This window comes from Corynebacterium tuberculostearicum, from assembly GCF_046097255.1.
In the GTDB taxonomy this organism is placed as follows: Bacteria; Actinomycetota; Actinomycetes; order Mycobacteriales; family Mycobacteriaceae; genus Corynebacterium; species Corynebacterium tuberculostearicum_J.
In genome coordinates this window covers 799,275-817,116 of record NZ_CP175770.1, presented here as the reverse complement: position 1 = coordinate 817,116, position 17,842 = coordinate 799,275, and the positions used below count along the sequence as shown (strand labels likewise).

Here is a 17,842-nt window from a genome sequence, read left to right as displayed (position 1 = left end):
GAAAATTTAAGAACGAAGCATTTCAACTGCCCTCGGTGTTCCCGATAACGCTAATGCCGTTAGGACCTCGTCCACACTTCGCGGTGGCTTTTTAAAAGCGGCAGCCGCGTCCTCAATCGAATGCTGCACAATCGCGGGCGAAGAAGCGATCAATTCGCACAAAAACTCATCTGCGCTCTGCCGTCTAATGCCAAAACCATCAAGAATGGAACAAGGAAAGTCTTTTACATTTTCAGTAATGATACTTTGAGCACCACAACTAATTGCTGCTGAGGTTACCCTCGTTTAGTGGACACCCTATTTGTGCGGATCTTGTGTCCGTAGGAGAGGATGTTCATTGTGAGTCAACAGCGCAAGAAGTACACGCCGGAGTACCGGCGTGAAGCCGCGAACCTTGTAATCGAGTCAGAGCGCCCGATCGCTCATGTGGCTAAGGAGATTGGCGTCTCCGCCGGGCTTTTAGGCCGGTGGGTCAAACTCGAGCGTGAACGCCGAGGGGCCTCGGATGGGATGAGTGAGGCGGATCTTCGTGCTGAGAATGCTCGTCTGCGCCGTGAGTTGGCGGAAGCCAAGATGGATAATGAGTTTTTGTCAAAAGCGACAGCCTTCTTCGCCGCGAAGCAACGCGAGCAGAAAAGTTCGAATTGATGCAGCAGGAGAAGGCAAACTACAGCATCAAACGCATGGCACGGCTATTAAAAGTGTCTCGGTCTGGATACTACAAATGGGCTGATACGCAGCAGAAACGACTATCCGGAAAAGATAATCGTGCAACATTTTACGATGACGTTGACCGCAAGATTCATCAGATCTGGAAAGACTCCGATGAGGTTTATGGTGCTCCCCGGATCACCGCAGAACTTACCGAGCGTTACCGGATCACCCTGAATCGCAAGACTGTGGCTAAGCGGATGCGCCTGATGGGAATTGAAGGGATTTCACCGCGTGCCTTTGTCCCGGTGACAACGATTCAATCCAAGCGTAAGTCAGCTCTTCCTGACCTGGTCAAGCGCATGTTTGATACTGGTGAGCTCAACCGAGTGTGGATGTCGGATATTACCTACCTACGCACCAGCGAGGGATGGTTGTACTTGTGTGCGGTCCGCGACGGCCATTCCCGCAGGGTGCTGGGCTGGGCGATGGATAGCGTTCAAGATACATGCCTGGTCGAACGGGCCCTGCGGATGGCATATACACTGCGCGGTGACGTTCCTGATGGGCTGGTGTTCCACGCTGACCGCGGAACGCAATTTACCAGCGAGAAGCTCTGGGAAGTCTGCCATAACCTGGGCATTGCTCAGTCTGTGGGGCGTACTGGTGTGTGCTTTGATAACGCGATGGCTGAGTCGTTCTGGTCGACGCTTAAAACCGAGTTCTACGACCGCAAGCGTTGGCCTACCCGCGATGCCGCGCGCAAGGCCGTTGCCTACTGGATGGAAGTCGTTTACAACCGTCGGCGCCGGCACTCTGCACTAGGGATGGTCAGCCCCGTCGACTTCGAAAACCACATTGGTCTAACCACCAGTAGAAAAGAAATAGCTGCCTAAGCACTAGGTAGCCCCACTACGTGTCCACGATTTGCGGGCAACCCCACTGCCGCTAGGACATGCCTGTCATTCGGATCTGGTAGCCATAGATCATCAATTAATTCCTCGTATCCAGTCACAAGACAATCCTCGACCGCTAAACACATCAATCTACGGGTGCGGGATAACTTCTTAGGGTCTAAATCAGGACGATTGCGCGGCAAGTTAAAGAAGACTTCATCTAGGATTCTCTCCGTCCATCGGGCACGGAATACACCGCTACCAGCCACCCTTATCAGGACATCACGAAGCAAGCTCGGGTAGAGCACAGTGGCATCATAAACTACCGTCAACCGCCCCACTAATAAAGCTCCAGGTCCTCCGATAAGGCTGTCAATTCAGCTACGGCACGGCGCTGACTGGCATCTCTTTCATTCTTGTATTTCTGCAGATCCGCAAGACTCACGCGGCGATGGGACCCAACTTTGTAGCCGGGAAGGCTCCCTTCATCAATAAGCTTTACAACGTGTGGCCGCGAAACATTGAGAAAGTCTGCTGCCTGTTGCGTGGTGAATTCGGATTCCGCGGGCACTACGCGGACCGATTTCCCTGCCGCTTCGATGGCGAGAACTTTCTGCAGGGTTTCGGCGATCTCTCGCGGAATTGCGATTATTTGCTCGGTTCCTTGCACGAATATATCCACTGGTGCCGGTGAATCTTTGGCCTCCAACACAGAATTGAGCCTTAATAAAGCCTCTTCCGCTGGGCTGGTATCCCGAGTTGCCCCGCCATTTTGTAAGTCCTTCATACCCCCACCTTACAAAATAAACGAAATAAACGAAACGCTTGCTGTACTAGGTTCAGAGATAAAAAAGAGGCGCGCGGCCCCTTGCGGACCGCACGCCTCTCGTTCACATTCCAGCTTCTAACTGGACGTAAGAGCCTTTTTACTTGTAGAGGCCAGCCTCACGCGCCATTGCGGCGATTTCGGCGGACTTCTGGGCGATAGCCAGCTCCTCGTTGGTCGGAACGACAAAGACCTTAACCGGGGAATCCTCGGTGGAGATCATGCGCGGCTGGTCGGAACGGACCAGGTTGCGCTCCTTATCAAAGTGGATGCCGTACATATCCAGGTTGTACAGGGAGTCCTGGCGGACCTCGGTATCGTTCTCGCCCACACCGGCGGTAAAGGTGATGGCGTCCACGCGGCCCAGGGCAATCATGTAGGAACCGATGAAGCGGCGCAGCTGGTGGATGTAGATGTTATAAGCCAGCCAAGCGTCTTGGTCCTCGTTGTCGATGCGCTCGCGCAGCGTACGGAAGTCGTTAACGCCAGAGATGCCCTTGACACCGGACTGCTTGTTGAGCAGGTTGTCAATCTCATCCACGCTCATGCCCGCCTGGCGGACGAGGTGGAAGATGATGCCCGGGTCAATGTCACCGGAACGGGTACCCATAGCCAGACCGGCCAACGGGGTCAGGCCCATCGAGGTATCGATGGCGCGGCCATTGCGGATGGCTGCAGCGGACGCACCATTGCCCAGGTGGAGGGTGATCTGGTGGGTGTGCATCGGGTCGCGGCCCAAAAGGCCCGGTACCTGCTGGGAGACGAACTCGTGAGAGGTGCCGTGGAAGCCGTAGCGACGGATATCGTACTTGGATGCCACCTCATTGTTGATGGCGTACAGCGCAGCTGCCGGCGGCAGGGTGTTAAAGAACGCGGTATCGAAGACGGCAACGTGCGGAATATCCGGCAGCATCTTGCGGGCCACGCGGATGCCGTCCAGGTTGGCCGGGTTGTGCAGCGGAGCCAGCGGAATGAGGTCCTCAATCATGGACTCAATCTGGTCCACGATGAGCTGTGGCTCGGAGAAGAGGCGGCCGCCGTGAACAACACGGTGACCAACGGCGATAACATCCACGTCGGTCGGGCCAACGTTGTGCTCGCTCATGATGGCAAAAGCGCGCTCAAGGCCGAAGGAGTGAGTAGGGATTTCCAGCTCTTCCTTGTACTTCTCGCCACCGGTCTTGACGGTGACGGCGCCGAGGGGCTCGCCAACCTGCTCGACTAGGCCAGAGACCAGCGGGGTATCCGTGGCGCTGGACTCGGGATCGACCAGCTGGAATTTAACGGAGGAAGAACCTGAGTTAAGGACCAGAACGTATGACATTTATTTCTCTCCAGCCTGAATAGCGGTGATTGCAACGGTGTTGATGATGTCCGGAACGGTCGCGCCACGCGACAGATCGTTAACCGGCTTGTTCAGACCCTGCAGGATCGGGCCCACGGCGAGCGCACCGCCGGTGCGCTGTGCCGTCTTGTAGCCAATATTGCCGGCCTCCAAGTCCGGGAAGACGAAGACGTTTGCCTGGCCGGCCACCTCAGAATTCGGCATCTTCTTAGCCGCAACGCCTGGGTCGCAGGCGGCGTCGAACTGCAGCGGGCCATCCACCTTGACGGAAGAATCCAGCTTCTTAGCGGCTTCGACGGCGGCCACTGCACGGTCAACGTCCGGGCCGGAGCCGGAGGTGCCGGAGGAGTAGGACAGCATGGCCACACGCGGGTCGATGCCGAACTGGGAGGCGGTCTGTGCGGAAACGATAGCGATCTCGCCCAGCTGCTCGGCGGTGGGGTTCGGGTTGACGGCGCAGTCACCGAAGGCCCACAGGCGGCCGCGCATGACCATCAGGAAGATGGAGGAGACCACGGAAGCATTCGGCTTGGTCTTAATGATCTGGAAGGAAGGCTTAATGGTGTGGGCGGTGGTGTGAGCAGCGCCGGAGACCATGCCATCGGCCAAGCCCTTGTGCACCATCATGGTGGCGAAGTAGGAAATATCCTTCATCGTCTCGCGAGCCTGCTCGAGGGTTACGCCCTTCTTCTTGCGCAGCTCGGCAAAGTCGGCGGCGAATTCCTCTGCCAGCGGGGACTCGAGGTGGTTGATGATCTCGGCACCAGCCAGGTCGAGCTTCAGCTCTTCGGCGCGGGCCTTGATATCGGCCTCGTTGCCCAGGATGGTCAGCTTGGCAACCTTATCGCGCAGGACCACGTGTGCGGCCTCGAGGATGCGGTCATCGTCGCCCTCTGGCAGGACGATGTGGGAACCGGCGGCGCGGGCCTGGTCAATGAGCTGCTTCTGGAAGAGGTCTGCGGACATGACCGGGGAGACGTCGCCAAGCGCAGCAAGTGCGCCCGGAACCGCTTCCAGGTCGGTGAAGATGCCAGCGACGGTAGCCCCCAGGGATTCCGCATTGTGCTGGGCAAGCTCGCCGGTGCGCTGCGGGGCGCCGGAAATGATGGCCAGCGGCAGGCCAAGGGCGGCAGCTACTTCGGCATCGAAGGCGATATCGCCGGTGCCCTGCGCCACGATGTTCTCAGCGGCGGGAGCCTCAGCCAGTACGGCGGCGACGGTGGCATCGAAGTCTTCGAGGCGGATGAGCTCCGCGCCCAGGTCCTTAGCCAGGGCGGGCACATCGAGGCCATCGAAGCCACGGCCGATAGCGCTAATAACTGCGGAATGCGATGCAGACATGCAATTTACCTTTCATTCACGGTCACTTGAACACAATTAACGCGCCTCATAACTTCATGTCAGTCATCACAGTTATCAGCGCGCGGTGACTACTCCACTGTACGCGATTTACCCCCTCCTATGCCCCATCGTGACCTCCCTAAACTGGGGTTAGTAATGCTGTGGTTTTTATCGCATAGTGACCGCGTAGAATATGCAGCACAACGAAAGAAAGGACACCCTAAGCACATGACTACCCCAGTGCGCGTCGCCGTGGTCGGCTCCGGCCCGGCAGGCATTTACGCCTCTGACCTTCTAGTGAAATCCGACCTCGATGTGCAGATCGATCTTTTTGAAAAGATGCCGACGCCGTTCGGTTTGATCCGCTACGGCGTGGCACCGGATCACCCGCGTATTAAGGGCATCGTGCAGTCCCTGCACAACGTTATGGAAAAGGAAGAGATCCGCTTCCTGGGCAATATCGAGGTGGGCAAGGACATCACCGTCGAGGAGATGCGCGAGTATTACGACGCCATCATCTTCGCCACCGGTGCCACCGCCGATAAGCGCATGGGCATCCCGGGCGAGGATCTCAAGGGCAACCATGGCGCCGGCGAATTCGTGGGCTTTTATGACGGCAACCCCAACTTCGAACGCGATTGGGATCTCTCCGCAGAGTCCGTCGCCGTCGTCGGTGTGGGCAATGTCTCCCTCGACGTCTCCCGTATCCTGGCCAAGACCGCCGACGAGCTGCTGGTTACCGAAATCCCGGATAACGTCTACGCAGCACTGAAGAAAAACCGCGCCAAGGAGGTCCACGTCTTCGGCCGCCGCGGCCCAGCACAGGCTAAGTACACGCCGAAGGAGCTCAAGGAGCTAGACGAATCCCCGACCATCGAGGTCATCGTCAACCCCGAGGACATCGAGTATGACGCCGCCTCTGAAGAGGCACGCCGCGCCGCCAAATCCACCGACCTGGTGTGCCAGACGCTGGAGTCCTACGCCATGCGCGAGCCGGGCGATGCCCCGCACAAGCTCTACATCCACTTCTTTGAGTCCCCGGTAGAGGTGCTGGGTGAGGACGGCCACGTCACCGCCATCAAGACCGAGCGCACTGAGCTCAACGGTGATGGCACCGTAACCGGTACCGGCAAGTACACCGAGTGGCCGGTCCAAGCCGTCTACCGCGCCGTGGGCTACTACCCGCAGTCCGTCGACGGCGTGCCTTTCGATGAGACCAAGGCCACCATGCCCAACGACGGCGGCCATGTGCTGGCCAATGTCGACGGCGAAAAGCTCCCCGGCCTCTACACCACCGGCTGGATTAAGCGCGGCCCGGTGGGCCTGATTGGCAATACCAAGTCCGATGCCAAGGACACCACCACCATGCTCATCGCCGATTACAAGGCCGGCGACTTGGAGCCGGCCACCAAGCGCGATCCGCAGGATATCCTGGACTTCCTGGCTTCCCGCGATATCGCCGTGACCACCTGGGAAGGCTGGCACCGCCTGGATGCCGCCGAGCGCGCCGCTGGCGAGCCGCACGGCCGCGAGCGCATCAAGATCGTCGAGTGGGACGAGATGGTCAAGCACGCCGGCCCGCAGGCCTAACCCGTGCCGCACATCATTACCGCCGCGCCCTTGGGACAGCTGGCGGCCTTGGACGTCCACCAGCTCTACAAGCTGCGGGTGGACGTCTTTGTGCACGAGCAGCGCTGCCCATACGCCGAGATTGACGCCACCGACGCCGATCCCCAGACCGTGCACCTGCTGGCCTGGGACGCGGACACCCACGAGCTGCTGGGCACGGCCCGCGTCTTTCCGGCCGCGCCTACTGACGCCGCGCTTGCCGACGCCGCCAACGGTGCCCAAATCGGCCGCTTCGCCCTCGCACCCGCCGCGCGTGGCACGGGCCTCGGCCGGGAACTTTTCCAGGCGGCCGTCGACCTAGGCGAGCGCATGCACCCAGGCCAGCCGCTTTACCTGGAGGCGCAGGCCGGCCTCGTGGACTATTACGCCAGCTTTGGCTTTACTCCGGTAGGCGAGCTATTCGACGACGAGGGAGTCCCCCACCAGCCGATGCTGCGCCCCGCTTCTTAGTCAGCGTCGTCCACGCCGGAGGCGAGCTTCGGGTCGAGCTCCACGCCGCCCTCGTACTCCACGACCTCGATATCGGGGACGTTATCCGCCTCCGGCTGGATGCCGCGCGCACCGCCCTGGGCCAAAAGGCCCGGCGTGGAGGTCACCTCGATCTTGTGCGCCGCTAGTGCTGCGCGGTCGCGCGCCTCCTCCGCGCTTTCCGCGGTGGCAGACACCAAGCCCATGCGACGGCCCTTGTAGGCCCCGGGCTTGCCAAAGAGCTTCACGTCCGTCTCGGCGTAATTGAGGGCCGCGGCGATGCCGGTATAGGCAACCTCATTTAGCTCCTCATCCGCGTGGATGACCACGCTAGCGCCAGGGGTGACCAGGGTGGCGTCGATGGGGTAGCCCAAAATCGCGCGCGCATGCAGGTCAAAGGCGGAAAAACGCTGGGTATAGCAGGTCAGCATCGCCGTATCCGAGGGCCGCGGGGACACGGAGGAAAAGTACACATCATCGCCCGCAACGAAGAGCTCCACGCAGTACACGCCGCGCCCGCCCAACTCATTAGAGATGCGCGCGGCCACCGAGCGTGCGTTTTCCAGCGCGATCTCGCTCATGCCGGTAGGCTGCCACTCCTCCACGAGGTCACCGCGCTCATGGCGGTGACCGATAGGCTCGCTAAACCACGTGGCCAACTTGCCCGTGGCCGGATCGATGGAGCGGATAGCCAGCAGGGTGACCTCGAGGTCAAAGTCCACGAAGCGCTCGGCCACCACGCGCTGCGAATCCGAGGACACGCGCCGCACGGTCTCCCACGCGGTGCGCACATCCTCTTCATCGCGAGCAATCATGTGCCCCTTGCCGGAGGTGGAGACATCCGGCTTAATGATGCAGGGAAAGCCCAGCTCCCCCACCGCTTCCTCGAGCTCCTCCACGGAGCTAGCAAAGCGATACGCGGAAACCGGCAACCCGATATTTTCCGCCACCTCGCGCACGCACTGGCGGTCCTGCGTCATGGCGCAGGCGCGGGCGGAGGGTACCACGATGGCGTCGCTATGCGCTTCCATCTCCTCCAGCGCTTCTACCGCAACGGTTTCTACCTCTGGAACCACAAAGTGCGGCTGAATCTCCTGTGCCAGCTGCAGGATGCGCCCGGTGTCCTTGATATCGGCGACGTAGCTATACTGCGCCACCTGGTGCGCCGGCGCGCCCGCATACGAGTCCACCGCGTGGACCTCCAAGCCCAGGTTTTGGAAGGACATGGCCAGCTGCTTGCCCAGCTCGCCCGAGCCCAGCAGCAATACCTTGGTGGCATTGCTGGTCAGCGGCGTGCCAATATGACCGGCGATCTCGCCTGGATTATCCATGAAAATGCTCCTTCTAAGCCGCAGGCAGCGGCGTTTACTGCCTCAAATTATTTCATATTTAGGCCCCAACCCCACCACCTACATGCCAGGTGATCCGGATAAGCAAAAGCGCCCTGTGGGCAATTCCACAGGGCGCCATAGAAGCTTCAGCCTAGGCTGCAGGTGCCTCAGCCGGTGCCTCGGCTGGGGCTTCGGCCGGAGCCTCCCCTGCCGGCTGCTCGGCGGGCTGCTCTGGCTCGCCTACCGGCTCCGCCACGGTAATGATGTTGTCCTCATAACCCAGCGCGCCACCAACGAACTGGCCGCCGCAGGTAATGAGAACCAGGCGGTTCTCGCCTTCCTTATCGTTAACCACGTCCGGGAATCCGGAGCCCTTAGGCAGGCGGTACGGCGCCTCAGTTACGCGGAAGGTGCGCTCCTGGCCGTCGATGACCACGGTAAATTCCTGGTCCTTCTTCAGCTTCGTGAACTTCTCCGCATAGCCCGTGCCCTGGCCCTGGTAGTTAATGTGGCCGGTAATCACACTCGAGCCCACGTTGCCCGGCTCACCCGGCACTGCGGAGGCGGAGTACCAGCCCACGCGGGTGACGTCGTGTGGCGGCAACAGCACGCCCTGGTCCGTGACCTGCACGGGGTCCACGGCCGCGTACTCGCCATCGATGCCCACGGACATGCCCTCAAAGCCCTTGAACTCACCAGGCGCGGCCTCATACTCGTGTTCCTGCTGGCCCGAATCATCCACGAAGGCATCGGACTTCGGCCCGGATTCCTCCGGCGTGCTCTCGCTGGCCACCGTCTCCGGCGCCGAGCCGGCCTCATCCTCATCATCGCGCGCCAGGTACAGCACTACCTGCAACAAGACCAATGCCACCACAACGATGGCCGCGATAATAGCGATCAGCTTGCCACGGCCCATGCCCTGCTTGCCGACGCCCCCTTCTTCCCCACTTGCCGGATACTGCGACATTCCATTGTCTTCCGGCTGCTGTGGTTGCGCATGCTTTCCCATAGCTAGCTTCCTCTACTTCCTCGTTTTGTCTACCTTGTGCAGGTTATATGCAAATCCCCTCCAGCGTGTGCAGTCACACCCTGGAGGGGATTTTTTGGTGTTTAAGTCTCAACCCCGGTGGGGCGACCCGCGGGCCGCCTCACCGATGCTTATGGACTACTTGATGTAATCCTGCATACCCGGCTCAAGCTCGGTTGCGCCGGACGGTACGGACTTAATCTCAACGCGCTCGGCGTTGGATGGCAGTGCGTTGCCAGTCTCTTCAGGTTCCTGACCCTGGACCTCGACGCCACGGCCGTGTCCATTGTCAGAGTTGCCGCCCTTAGGAGCATCCTGACCCTTGACCTCGTGACCATTGCCACCATTGTGGCCGTCGGTGTGCTTGCCGTTGCCACCATCGTGGTTACCGGTGTTGTCACCGTGGCCACCGTTGTGGTTGCCATGATCCTTGTGGTCGAAATGATCCTTGATGATCTTGCCCAAGCCGATGCCCGGAATCAGGATGAGCCACCACTTATTGTCCTTGGAGGAACCGTTGGAGGAACCATCCGAGGAACCGTTGGAAGAACCGTTGGAGGAACCATCCGAGGAGCCGCCTGGCTTGTCCTGATCGTGGACCTCGTGGGAGATCACGGTCTGGTCGTCATCGTTGATGTCCTTGTGCTCAGCGATGTGGTTCGGCTTCTCCGAAGTAGTACCCGGAGTCTCCTCACCCTTGTCGTTGACCTCGGTGGAGGTGAGCTCCTCGAAGGCAACCGCAGCCTGGACAGGCTCCTTCACATCATCGTTAACGGTGATGGTGACAGGCTCCTTGCCCTTGGACTTCTTCGGAGTGAAGGTAGCTTCACCCTTGCCCAGAACAGACTTGCCGTCCTTCTTGTTAATGAGCTCAGCCTTCAGGGTGTATTCCTTACCCGGAACCAGACCCTCATAGGTGACCTCATCGACAATCTTGGCACCAGCAACAACCTCGTGGGACCCCTTCTCGAAGTCAGCGTTAGTGGTGATCTTCGGGGTCTCGGTAGTCACAGTCTGGTCATCGTCATTGATGTCCTTGTGCTCACCAACCGGATTCGGGTTGTCCTCATCGGTCGGGTTGTCCTCACCGTGCTTATCCACCTGAGTGGAGGTCAGCGTCTCGAAGGCAACCGCAGCCTCAACCGGCTCGGTCACGCTGTCATCAACAACGATGGTGACAGCCTCAGTACCGTTAGCCTCATCCGGGGTGAACTTGTGCCCCTTGGTCTCGCCAAGAACGGTCTTGCCGTCCTCCTTGGAAATCAGCTGGGCATCCAGAGTGTATTCCTTACCCGGAACCAGACCCTTGTAGGAAACCTGGTCCACAATCTTGGCACCAGCGACAACCTCACGCAGGCCGCCCTCGAAGTCCGCATTGGTGGAAACCTTCGGGGTGTCCTTCTCGTCGTCGCCACCAGGGGTGTTCGGGGTACCCGGCTCGTTAGGATCGGTCGGCTCAGTAGGCTCGCCCGGCTTGTTCGGAGTGGTCGAACCGCAATCCGAAGGCTCATCAGACTCAGAGGTCTCGGAAGCCTCAGAAGACGTGGTCTCTACAGACTCGGACTCAGAAGGCTCGCTGGACTCAGACTCAGACGGTTCCTCAGACTCGGAAGGCTGCTCACTCTCAGAGTCACCCGGCTCCTCAGACTCGCAGGTCTCGCTAGTCGTCGAGGTAGAGGAATCCTCAGAGGAAGAAGGCGTAGAGGTTTCATCCTCGCCACCGTCATCGGGCTTACCCGGCACGACGTCAGTCGTAGTCGTAGACGGAGTGGTGGTCTCGGAAGGCTTATCACCCTTCGGGACAGTCTGATCCTCGTCGTTGATGTCCTTGTGCTCACCAATCTCGTTCGGCTTGTCATTGTCAGGGGTGTCCTCACCCTTGTCATTGACAACCTTAGAAGTCAGCGTCTCGAAGGCAACCGCAGCCTCAACAGGCTCAGTCACATCATCATTAACGGTGATGGTGACAGCCTCAAAGCCATTAGCCTCATCCGGGGTGAAGGTATGACCCTTAGTCTCACCCAGAACAGTCTTACCGTCGTCCTTGGAAATCAGCTGAGCATCCAGGGAGTATTCCTTACCCGGAACCAAGCCCTCGTAGGAAACCTGGTCCACAATCTTGGCACCAGCAACAACTTCCTTCGAACCATTCTCGAAGTCCGCGTTCGTAGAAACAATCGCGTTCTTGTGGGAGGTTACGGTCTGGTTCTTGTCGTTGATGTCCTTGTGCTCAGCGATGTCGTTCGGGTTCTCCGGAGTGGTATCCGGGGTGTCCTCACCCTTGTCGTTGACGTCGGTAGAGGACAGTTCCTCAAACGCAACCGCAGCCTCAACAGGCTCCTTCACGTCATCATTAACAGTGATCTCAACCTCAACCTTGCCGTTGGAGGTCTCTGGCTTGAAGGTCTTCTCACCGGTGCCCAGAACAGACTTGCCGTCCTTCTTGTTAATGAGCTCAGCCTTCAGGGTGTATTCCTTGCCAACGACCAGGTTGGAGTAGTCAACCTCGTCGATGACGGTGGCACCAGCAACAACTTCCTTAGAACCATTAGCGAAGTCTGCATTAGTAGAAATATGCGGCTTCGAAGTAACGGTCTGGTTCTTGTCGTTGATGTCCTTGTGCTCAGCGATGTCGTTCGGGTTCTCCGGAGTGGTATCCGGGGTGTCCTCACCCTTGTCGTTGACGTCGGTAGAGGACAGTTCCTCAAACGCAACCGCAGCCTCAACAGGCTCCTTCACGTCATCATTAACAGTGATCTCAACCTCAACCTTGCCGTTGGAGGTCTCTGGCTTGAAGGTCTTCTCACCGGTGCCCAGAACAGACTTGCCGTCCTTCTTGTTAATGAGCTCAGCCTTCAGGGTGTATTCCTTGCCAACGACCAGGTTGGAGTAGTCAACCTCGTCGATGACGGTGGCACCAGCAACAACTTCCTTAGAACCATTAGCGAAGTCTGCATTAGTAGAAATATGCGGCTTCGAAGTAACGGTCTGGTTCTTGTCGTTGATGTCCTTGTGCTCAGCGATGTCGTTCGGGTTCTCCGGAGTGGTATCCGGGGTGTCCTCACCCTTGTCGTTGACGTCGGTAGAGGACAGTTCCTCAAACGCAACCGCAGCCTCAACAGGCTCCTTCACGTCATCATTAACAGTGATCTCAACCTCAACCTTGCCGTTGGAGGTCTCTGGCTTGAAGGTCTTCTCACCGGTGCCCAGAACAGACTTGCCGTCCTTCTTGTTAATGAGCTCAGCCTTCAGGGTGTATTCCTTGCCAACGACCAGGTTGGAGTAGTCAACCTCGTCGATGACGGTGGCACCAGCAACAACTTCCTTAGAACCATTAGCGAAGTCTGCATTAGTAGAAATATGCGGCTTCGAAGTAACGGTCTGGTTCTTGTCGTTGATGTCCTTGTGCTCAGCGATGTCGTTCGGGTTCTCCGGAGTGGTATCCGGGGTGTCCTCACCCTTGTCGTTGACGTCGGTAGAGGACAGTTCCTCAAACGCAACCGCAGCCTCAACAGGCTCCTTCACGTCATCATTAACAGTGATCTCAACCTCAACCTTGCCGTTGGAGGTCTCTGGCTTGAAGGTCTTCTCACCGGTGCCCAGAACAGACTTGCCGTCCTTCTTGTTAATGAGCTCAGCCTTCAGGGTGTATTCCTTGCCAACGACCAGGTTGGAGTAGTCAACCTCGTCGATGACGGTGGCACCAGCAACAACTTCCTTAGAACCATTAGCGAAGTCTGCATTAGTAGAAATATGCGGCTTCGAAGTAACGGTCTGGTTCTTGTCGTTGATGTCCTTGTGCTCAGCGATGTCGTTCGGGTTCTCCGGAGTGGTATCCGGGGTGTCCTCACCCTTGTCGTTGACGTCGGTAGAGGACAGTTCCTCAAACGCAACCGCAGCCTCAACAGGCTCCTTCACGTCATCATTAACAGTGATCTCAACCTCAACCTTGCCGTTGGAGGTCTCTGGCTTGAAGGTCTTCTCACCGGTGCCCAGAACAGACTTGCCGTCCTTCTTGTTAATGAGCTCAGCCTTCAGGGTGTATTCCTTGCCAACGACCAGGTTGGAGTAGTCAACCTCGTCGATGACGGTGGCACCAGCAACAACTTCCTTAGAACCATTAGCGAAGTCTGCATTAGTAGAAATATGCGGCTTCGAAGTAACGGTCTGGTTCTTGTCGTTGATGTCCTTGTGCTCAGCGATGTCGTTCGGGTTCTCCGGAGTGGTATCCGGGGTGTCCTCACCCTTGTCGTTGACGTCGGTAGAGGACAGTTCCTCAAACGCAACCGCAGCCTCAACAGGCTCCTTCACGTCATCATTAACAGTGATCTCAACCTCAACCTTGCCGTTGGAGGTCTCTGGCTTGAAGGTCTTCTCACCGGTGCCCAGAACAGACTTGCCGTCCTTCTTGTTAATGAGCTCAGCCTTCAGGGTGTATTCCTTGCCAACGACCAGGTTGGAGTAGTCAACCTCGTCGATGACGGTGGCACCAGCAACAACTTCCTTAGAACCATTAGCGAAGTCTGCATTAGTAGAAATATGCGGCTTCGAAGTAACGGTCTGGTTCTTGTCGTTGATGTCCTTGTGCTCAGCGATGTCGTTCGGGTTCTCCGGAGTGGTATCCGGGGTGTCCTCACCCTTGTCGTTGACGTCGGTAGAGGACAGTTCCTCAAACGCAACCGCAGCCTCAACAGGCTCCTTCACGTCATCATTAACAGTGATCTCAACCTCAACCTTGCCGTTGGAGGTCTCTGGCTTGAAGGTCTTCTCACCGGTGCCCAGAACAGACTTGCCGTCCTTCTTGTTAATGAGCTCAGCCTTCAGGGTGTATTCCTTGCCAACGACCAGGTTGGAGTAGTCAACCTCGTCGATGACGGTGGCACCAGCAACAACTTCCTTAGAACCATTAGCGAAGTCTGCATTAGTAGAAATATGCGGCTTCGAAGTAACGGTCTGGTTCTTGTCGTTGATGTCCTTGTGCTCAGCGATGTCGTTCGGGTTCTCCGGAGTGGTATCCGGGGTGTCCTCACCCTTGTCGTTGACGTCGGTAGAGGACAGTTCCTCAAACGCAACCGCAGCCTCAACAGGCTCCTTCACGTCATCATTAACAGTGATCTCAACCTCAACCTTGCCGTTGGAGGTCTCTGGCTTGAAGGTCTTCTCACCGGTGCCCAGAACAGACTTGCCGTCCTTCTTGTTAATGAGCTCAGCCTTCAGGGTGTATTCCTTGCCAACGACCAGGTTGGAGTAGTCAACCTCGTCGATGACGGTGGCACCAGCAACAACTTCCTTAGAACCATTAGCGAAGTCTGCATTAGTAGAAATATGCGGCTTCGAAGTAACGGTCTGGTTCTTGTCGTTGATGTCCTTGTGCTCAGCGATGTCGTTCGGGTTCTCCGGAGTGGTATCCGGGGTGTCCTCACCCTTGTCGTTGACGTCGGTAGAGGACAGTTCCTCAAACGCAACCGCAGCCTCAACAGGCTCCTTCACGTCATCATTAACAGTGATCTCAACCTCAACCTTGCCGTTGGAGGTCTCTGGCTTGAAGGTCTTCTCACCGGTGCCCAGAACAGACTTGCCGTCCTTCTTGTTAATGAGCTCAGCCTTCAGGGTGTATTCCTTGCCAACGACCAGGTTGGAGTAGTCAACCTCGTCGATGACGGTGGCACCAGCAACAACTTCCTTAGAACCATTAGCGAAGTCTGCATTAGTAGAAATATGCGGCTTCGAAGTAACGGTCTGGTTCTTGTCGTTGATGTCCTTGTGCTCAGCGATGTCGTTCGGGTTCTCCGGAGTGGTATCCGGGGTGTCCTCACCCTTGTCGTTGACGTCGGTAGAGGACAGTTCCTCAAACGCAACCGCAGCCTCAACAGGCTCCTTCACGTCATCATTAACAGTGATCTCAACCTCAACCTTGCCGTTGGAGGTCTCTGGCTTGAAGGTCTTCTCACCGGTGCCCAGAACAGACTTGCCGTCCTTCTTGTTAATGAGCTCAGCCTTCAGGGTGTACTTCTTACCCGGAACAAGACCCTCGTAGGAAACCTTATCCTTGACAGTAGCGCCAGCAATAACCTGCTGCTTGTCACCGTCAAAGGAAGCCTCAGTGCCAATCTTTGGCTCGGGCTCCTTTTCCTGCTCTTCCGTAGTCGGAGTCGGGTCAGGATTAGGTACTACATCAGTAGTCTTACCCGGATTCGGCTCTTCAGTGTCTTCCGTAGTGGTTTCCTCAGAGTCAGTTGGCTCAGAATCGGTGGTCGTCTCGCTAGAAGAAGTCTCATCTTCGGGATTCTCAGAGGTAGTCTCTTCAGCCGTATTCTCATCGGAGGTCGTCGGCTCCTCGGAACCGCCGCCATTATCCGGATTATCCGGAAGACCAGGCTGATCTGGAGGCATCACGCGTTGATCATTCGCATTCTTACCAATTTTTTCTCCTGGTTTTGTCGGACCCGTGAGACGACCGTTCGGGCCAACAAGCGTAATGAACGCACCTTCTGGTGCCTTTGGGACAGAGACGGAATCCAGTTTCTGCAGTTCCCAAGGCTCATTCGGATTAATAGTAAACCCTGTTAGAGACTCAAACTCCTTCAAGCTTCCCTTAAAGTCCTTAAAAACTGGACCAACATACTCGTCATTTTTCATGGACTCAGGATCCACAATGCCATGGCGAGCAATTTTGCTACTGCTGTTGTCACCAATCAGGGCACTTAAGTAGTAGGAATAGGTCGCGACCGTTTGTCGCCCCTCTTCTCCCTTCTTCAAAGCCTGTTTAGACAACGTTGCCACATTGATAGCTGCATCTCGCAGGTTCTCAGGAATGGGCGCCTTACCTGCAGTAGCGATGTCGTACTTAGCAGTATTGCGCATTGGCTCAGCCTTAGAAATGTCTACACACCAAGCCCAACCAGCATTACTACCACGATTTCCTGCTTTACCGAAGTCCGTGGTCCACTCTTTGTTCGGATCCTTAATTGGCGCACCGGCCCACACCATAGTGCCCCAACCTTTTGTTACGCCAGCCAGCTTCTCTGTATCGCTGCCGAAGCTATCATTATCTGGTTGAATCTGGATAGCTTCAGCCTTTGCTCCAGGAACGGTGACCATGGCCGCAATTACCGCAATTGCAGCGAGCACTGCGGTAAAGACCATCCACCCCTCTCGGGATATATTTCTTAATCTACTCATTCTTTCCTCTTCGAGCGGTACAAATACTTACATTCGTTTTCCTGTTCAGCGAGCGTTTTCGCTGAGCAGAACCTGAAATTGAGACTTGAACACACTGCGGTTAATCAGGGTTTTGAACCCGAATCTGGATTAACTCTTATCGTGCTCTCAGGATAATATCACGGGAAAATTTAAGGCGCCAGCCAGAAAGCTTTAGAAAACTGCACGTTATGCAGGATTTCTAATTCCTTAACCACAGGTAGATGTACTTATTTTCACGGGCAACCTAGTGTTAAATACATATGTTCGACGCCCGCTAGGCATATTCTAAGCCTAAAGACCCAAACCGATAGCTTAACCAATACTAAGATTGGATTTAACGAGACCCGTGTAAACACTTCTGTACGCTGCGTTTTATCTAATTTGGTGCGAATTTGAGAGAGGGATTTGCACGGAATTTCTTCGCAGCACTCCGGAATTATCCATAGAAAGTTGGTGTTACAGGTGTGACTGGAGATCATTCGAATGGGGCGTGCACACGTTCGATATACCAGACGTGTAGTAAGCCTTAACCTTATTGCCATTCACCTTCAAGAAGAGATGTGTGAGCAAAAACTCTTCCTAGGGTCGCCACAATCACACTTAAGGGTCTCACACAAGGGTGAGGGAGAATTGGGCAAAGAAAAATCCGCACGGGCGTCGGCAAGCAGATGCTTTACCGAGGCCGCAGTGCGGATCCTGGAAAGAACTAAGCCTTAAAGAACGGCAGTGACCTGGTAGCCCTTTTCCTGCAGGAGCTGGGAGACTGCCTCGAAAGTAGCGTCGTCCTTGTCCGGATTATAGGTGTCCGGATTCAGGACAATATTGGCGGTGTCGCCTTCATAGCGGACACTGATGAAGTCGTAGCCGGCTTCGGCATGCGCGGCGTCGATAAGAGCCTGCACGTCGTCGGTGTTGCCCTGCTCAGCAACAGCAACCTGCTCCTGCTCAGGTGCCGGCGCAGCCTCCTGCGCCGGGGCGCCCAGGCCGAAAAAGCCCATAATCGTGGCTAGCAGGCCACTCAAAAGCTTGATGATCATTGAAATAACTCCCTGTGTGGTAATACGCGGGAATAGGGCCCGCGAAAGCTGAAAACTCTCTGCACTTAAAGCAAACTTAACTTTAGCT

10 protein-coding genes are annotated in these 17,842 nt (G+C 56.8%); 3 read left to right on the top strand and 7 right to left on the bottom strand.

Going from position 1 to position 17,842, the window contains the following annotated elements; translation table 11 throughout:
• Positions 1-330 precede the first annotated feature (330 nt).
• Positions 331-1,547, top strand: a protein-coding gene (locus tag ACKFRY_RS03915; protein WP_408919102.1) for an IS3 family transposase whose coding sequence is annotated in 2 segments (ribosomal slippage) — positions 331-592 and positions 592-1,547 — 1,218 coding nt in all. Because the reading frame shifts where the segments join, the coding sequence is not laid out codon by codon here.
• A 340-nt stretch (positions 1,548-1,887) separates the two neighbouring features.
• On the opposite strand, the gene ACKFRY_RS03910 is transcribed toward ACKFRY_RS03915, so the two are convergent.
• The 3 genes from ACKFRY_RS03910 to pta all read right to left on the bottom strand — a co-directional run bounded on the left by ACKFRY_RS03910 (position 1,888) and on the right by pta (position 5,059).
• Positions 1,888-2,334, bottom strand: coding sequence for a helix-turn-helix domain-containing protein (locus tag ACKFRY_RS03910; protein ID WP_250409841.1), 447 nt, complete (start codon positions 2,332-2,334; stop codon positions 1,888-1,890).
• Positions 2,335-2,473: 139 nt separating this feature from the next.
• A complete protein-coding gene (locus ACKFRY_RS03905) occupies positions 2,474-3,697 on the bottom strand; it encodes an acetate kinase (protein ID WP_005325574.1) in 1,224 nt (407 codons plus the stop codon).
• Positions 3,698-5,059, bottom strand: a complete 1,362-nt coding sequence (gene pta, locus ACKFRY_RS03900) for a phosphate acetyltransferase (RefSeq protein WP_250409842.1) — start codon at positions 5,057-5,059, stop codon at positions 3,698-3,700.
• Positions 5,060-5,287: 228 nt separating this feature from the next.
• On the opposite strand from pta, the gene ACKFRY_RS03895 reads away from it, so the two are divergent.
• Together ACKFRY_RS03895 and ACKFRY_RS03890 are read left to right on the top strand one after the other, a co-directional pair.
• Positions 5,288-6,649, top strand: coding sequence for an FAD-dependent oxidoreductase (locus ACKFRY_RS03895; protein WP_408923249.1), 1,362 nt, complete (start codon positions 5,288-5,290; stop codon positions 6,647-6,649).
• A gap of 3 nt (positions 6,650-6,652) precedes the next feature.
• Positions 6,653-7,138 carry a GNAT family N-acetyltransferase gene (locus tag ACKFRY_RS03890; RefSeq protein ID WP_250409844.1) on the top strand — a complete coding sequence of 162 codons (486 nt, stop codon included), beginning with the start codon at positions 6,653-6,655 and terminating at the stop codon, positions 7,136-7,138.
• On the opposite strand, the gene purT is transcribed toward ACKFRY_RS03890, so the two are convergent.
• The 4 genes from purT to ACKFRY_RS03870 all read right to left on the bottom strand — a co-directional run bounded on the left by purT (position 7,135) and on the right by ACKFRY_RS03870 (position 17,754).
• The gene (gene purT, locus ACKFRY_RS03885) at positions 7,135-8,487 is read right to left on the bottom strand and encodes a formate-dependent phosphoribosylglycinamide formyltransferase (protein WP_408923248.1); all 1,353 of its coding nucleotides are present in this window, start codon (positions 8,485-8,487) and stop codon (positions 7,135-7,137) included. The genes ACKFRY_RS03890 and purT overlap by 4 nt on opposite strands.
• 151 nt (positions 8,488-8,638) lie before the next feature.
• A complete protein-coding gene (locus ACKFRY_RS03880; protein WP_408923247.1) occupies positions 8,639-9,496 on the bottom strand; it encodes a class F sortase in 858 nt (285 codons plus the stop codon).
• A gap of 156 nt (positions 9,497-9,652) precedes the next feature.
• Positions 9,653-16,660, bottom strand: a complete 7,008-nt coding sequence (locus tag ACKFRY_RS03875) for a VaFE repeat-containing surface-anchored protein (RefSeq protein WP_408923246.1) — start codon at positions 16,658-16,660, stop codon at positions 9,653-9,655.
• A 770-nt stretch (positions 16,661-17,430) separates the two neighbouring features.
• Entirely contained in the window at positions 17,431-17,754 is a 324-nt protein-coding gene (locus ACKFRY_RS03870) for a malonyl-CoA-ACP transacylase (RefSeq protein WP_408923245.1), read from the bottom strand.
• Positions 17,755-17,842: the final 88 nt, after the last annotated feature.

Excerpts from the sequence above, each read along its gene's own strand:
- ACKFRY_RS03905 (WP_005325574.1), bottom strand. The coding sequence starts at position 3,697 with ATGTCATACGTTCTGGTCCTTAACTCAGGTTCTTCCTCCGTTAAATTC.
- ACKFRY_RS03870 (WP_408923245.1), bottom strand. The coding sequence starts at position 17,754 with ATGATCATCAAGCTTTTGAGTGGCCTGCTAGCCACGATTATGGGCTTT.
- ACKFRY_RS03895 (WP_408923249.1), top strand. The coding sequence starts at position 5,288 with ATGACTACCCCAGTGCGCGTCGCCGTGGTCGGCTCCGGCCCGGCAGGC.
- ACKFRY_RS03875 (WP_408923246.1), bottom strand. The coding sequence starts at position 16,660 with ATGGTCTTTACCGCAGTGCTCGCTGCAATTGCGGTAATTGCGGCCATG.
- ACKFRY_RS03880 (WP_408923247.1), bottom strand. The coding sequence starts at position 9,496 with ATGGGAAAGCATGCGCAACCACAGCAGCCGGAAGACAATGGAATGTCG.
- ACKFRY_RS03910 (WP_250409841.1), bottom strand. The coding sequence starts at position 2,334 with ATGAAGGACTTACAAAATGGCGGGGCAACTCGGGATACCAGCCCAGCG.
- pta (WP_250409842.1), bottom strand. The coding sequence starts at position 5,059 with ATGTCTGCATCGCATTCCGCAGTTATTAGCGCTATCGGCCGTGGCTTC.
- purT (WP_408923248.1), bottom strand. The coding sequence starts at position 8,487 with ATGGATAATCCAGGCGAGATCGCCGGTCATATTGGCACGCCGCTGACC.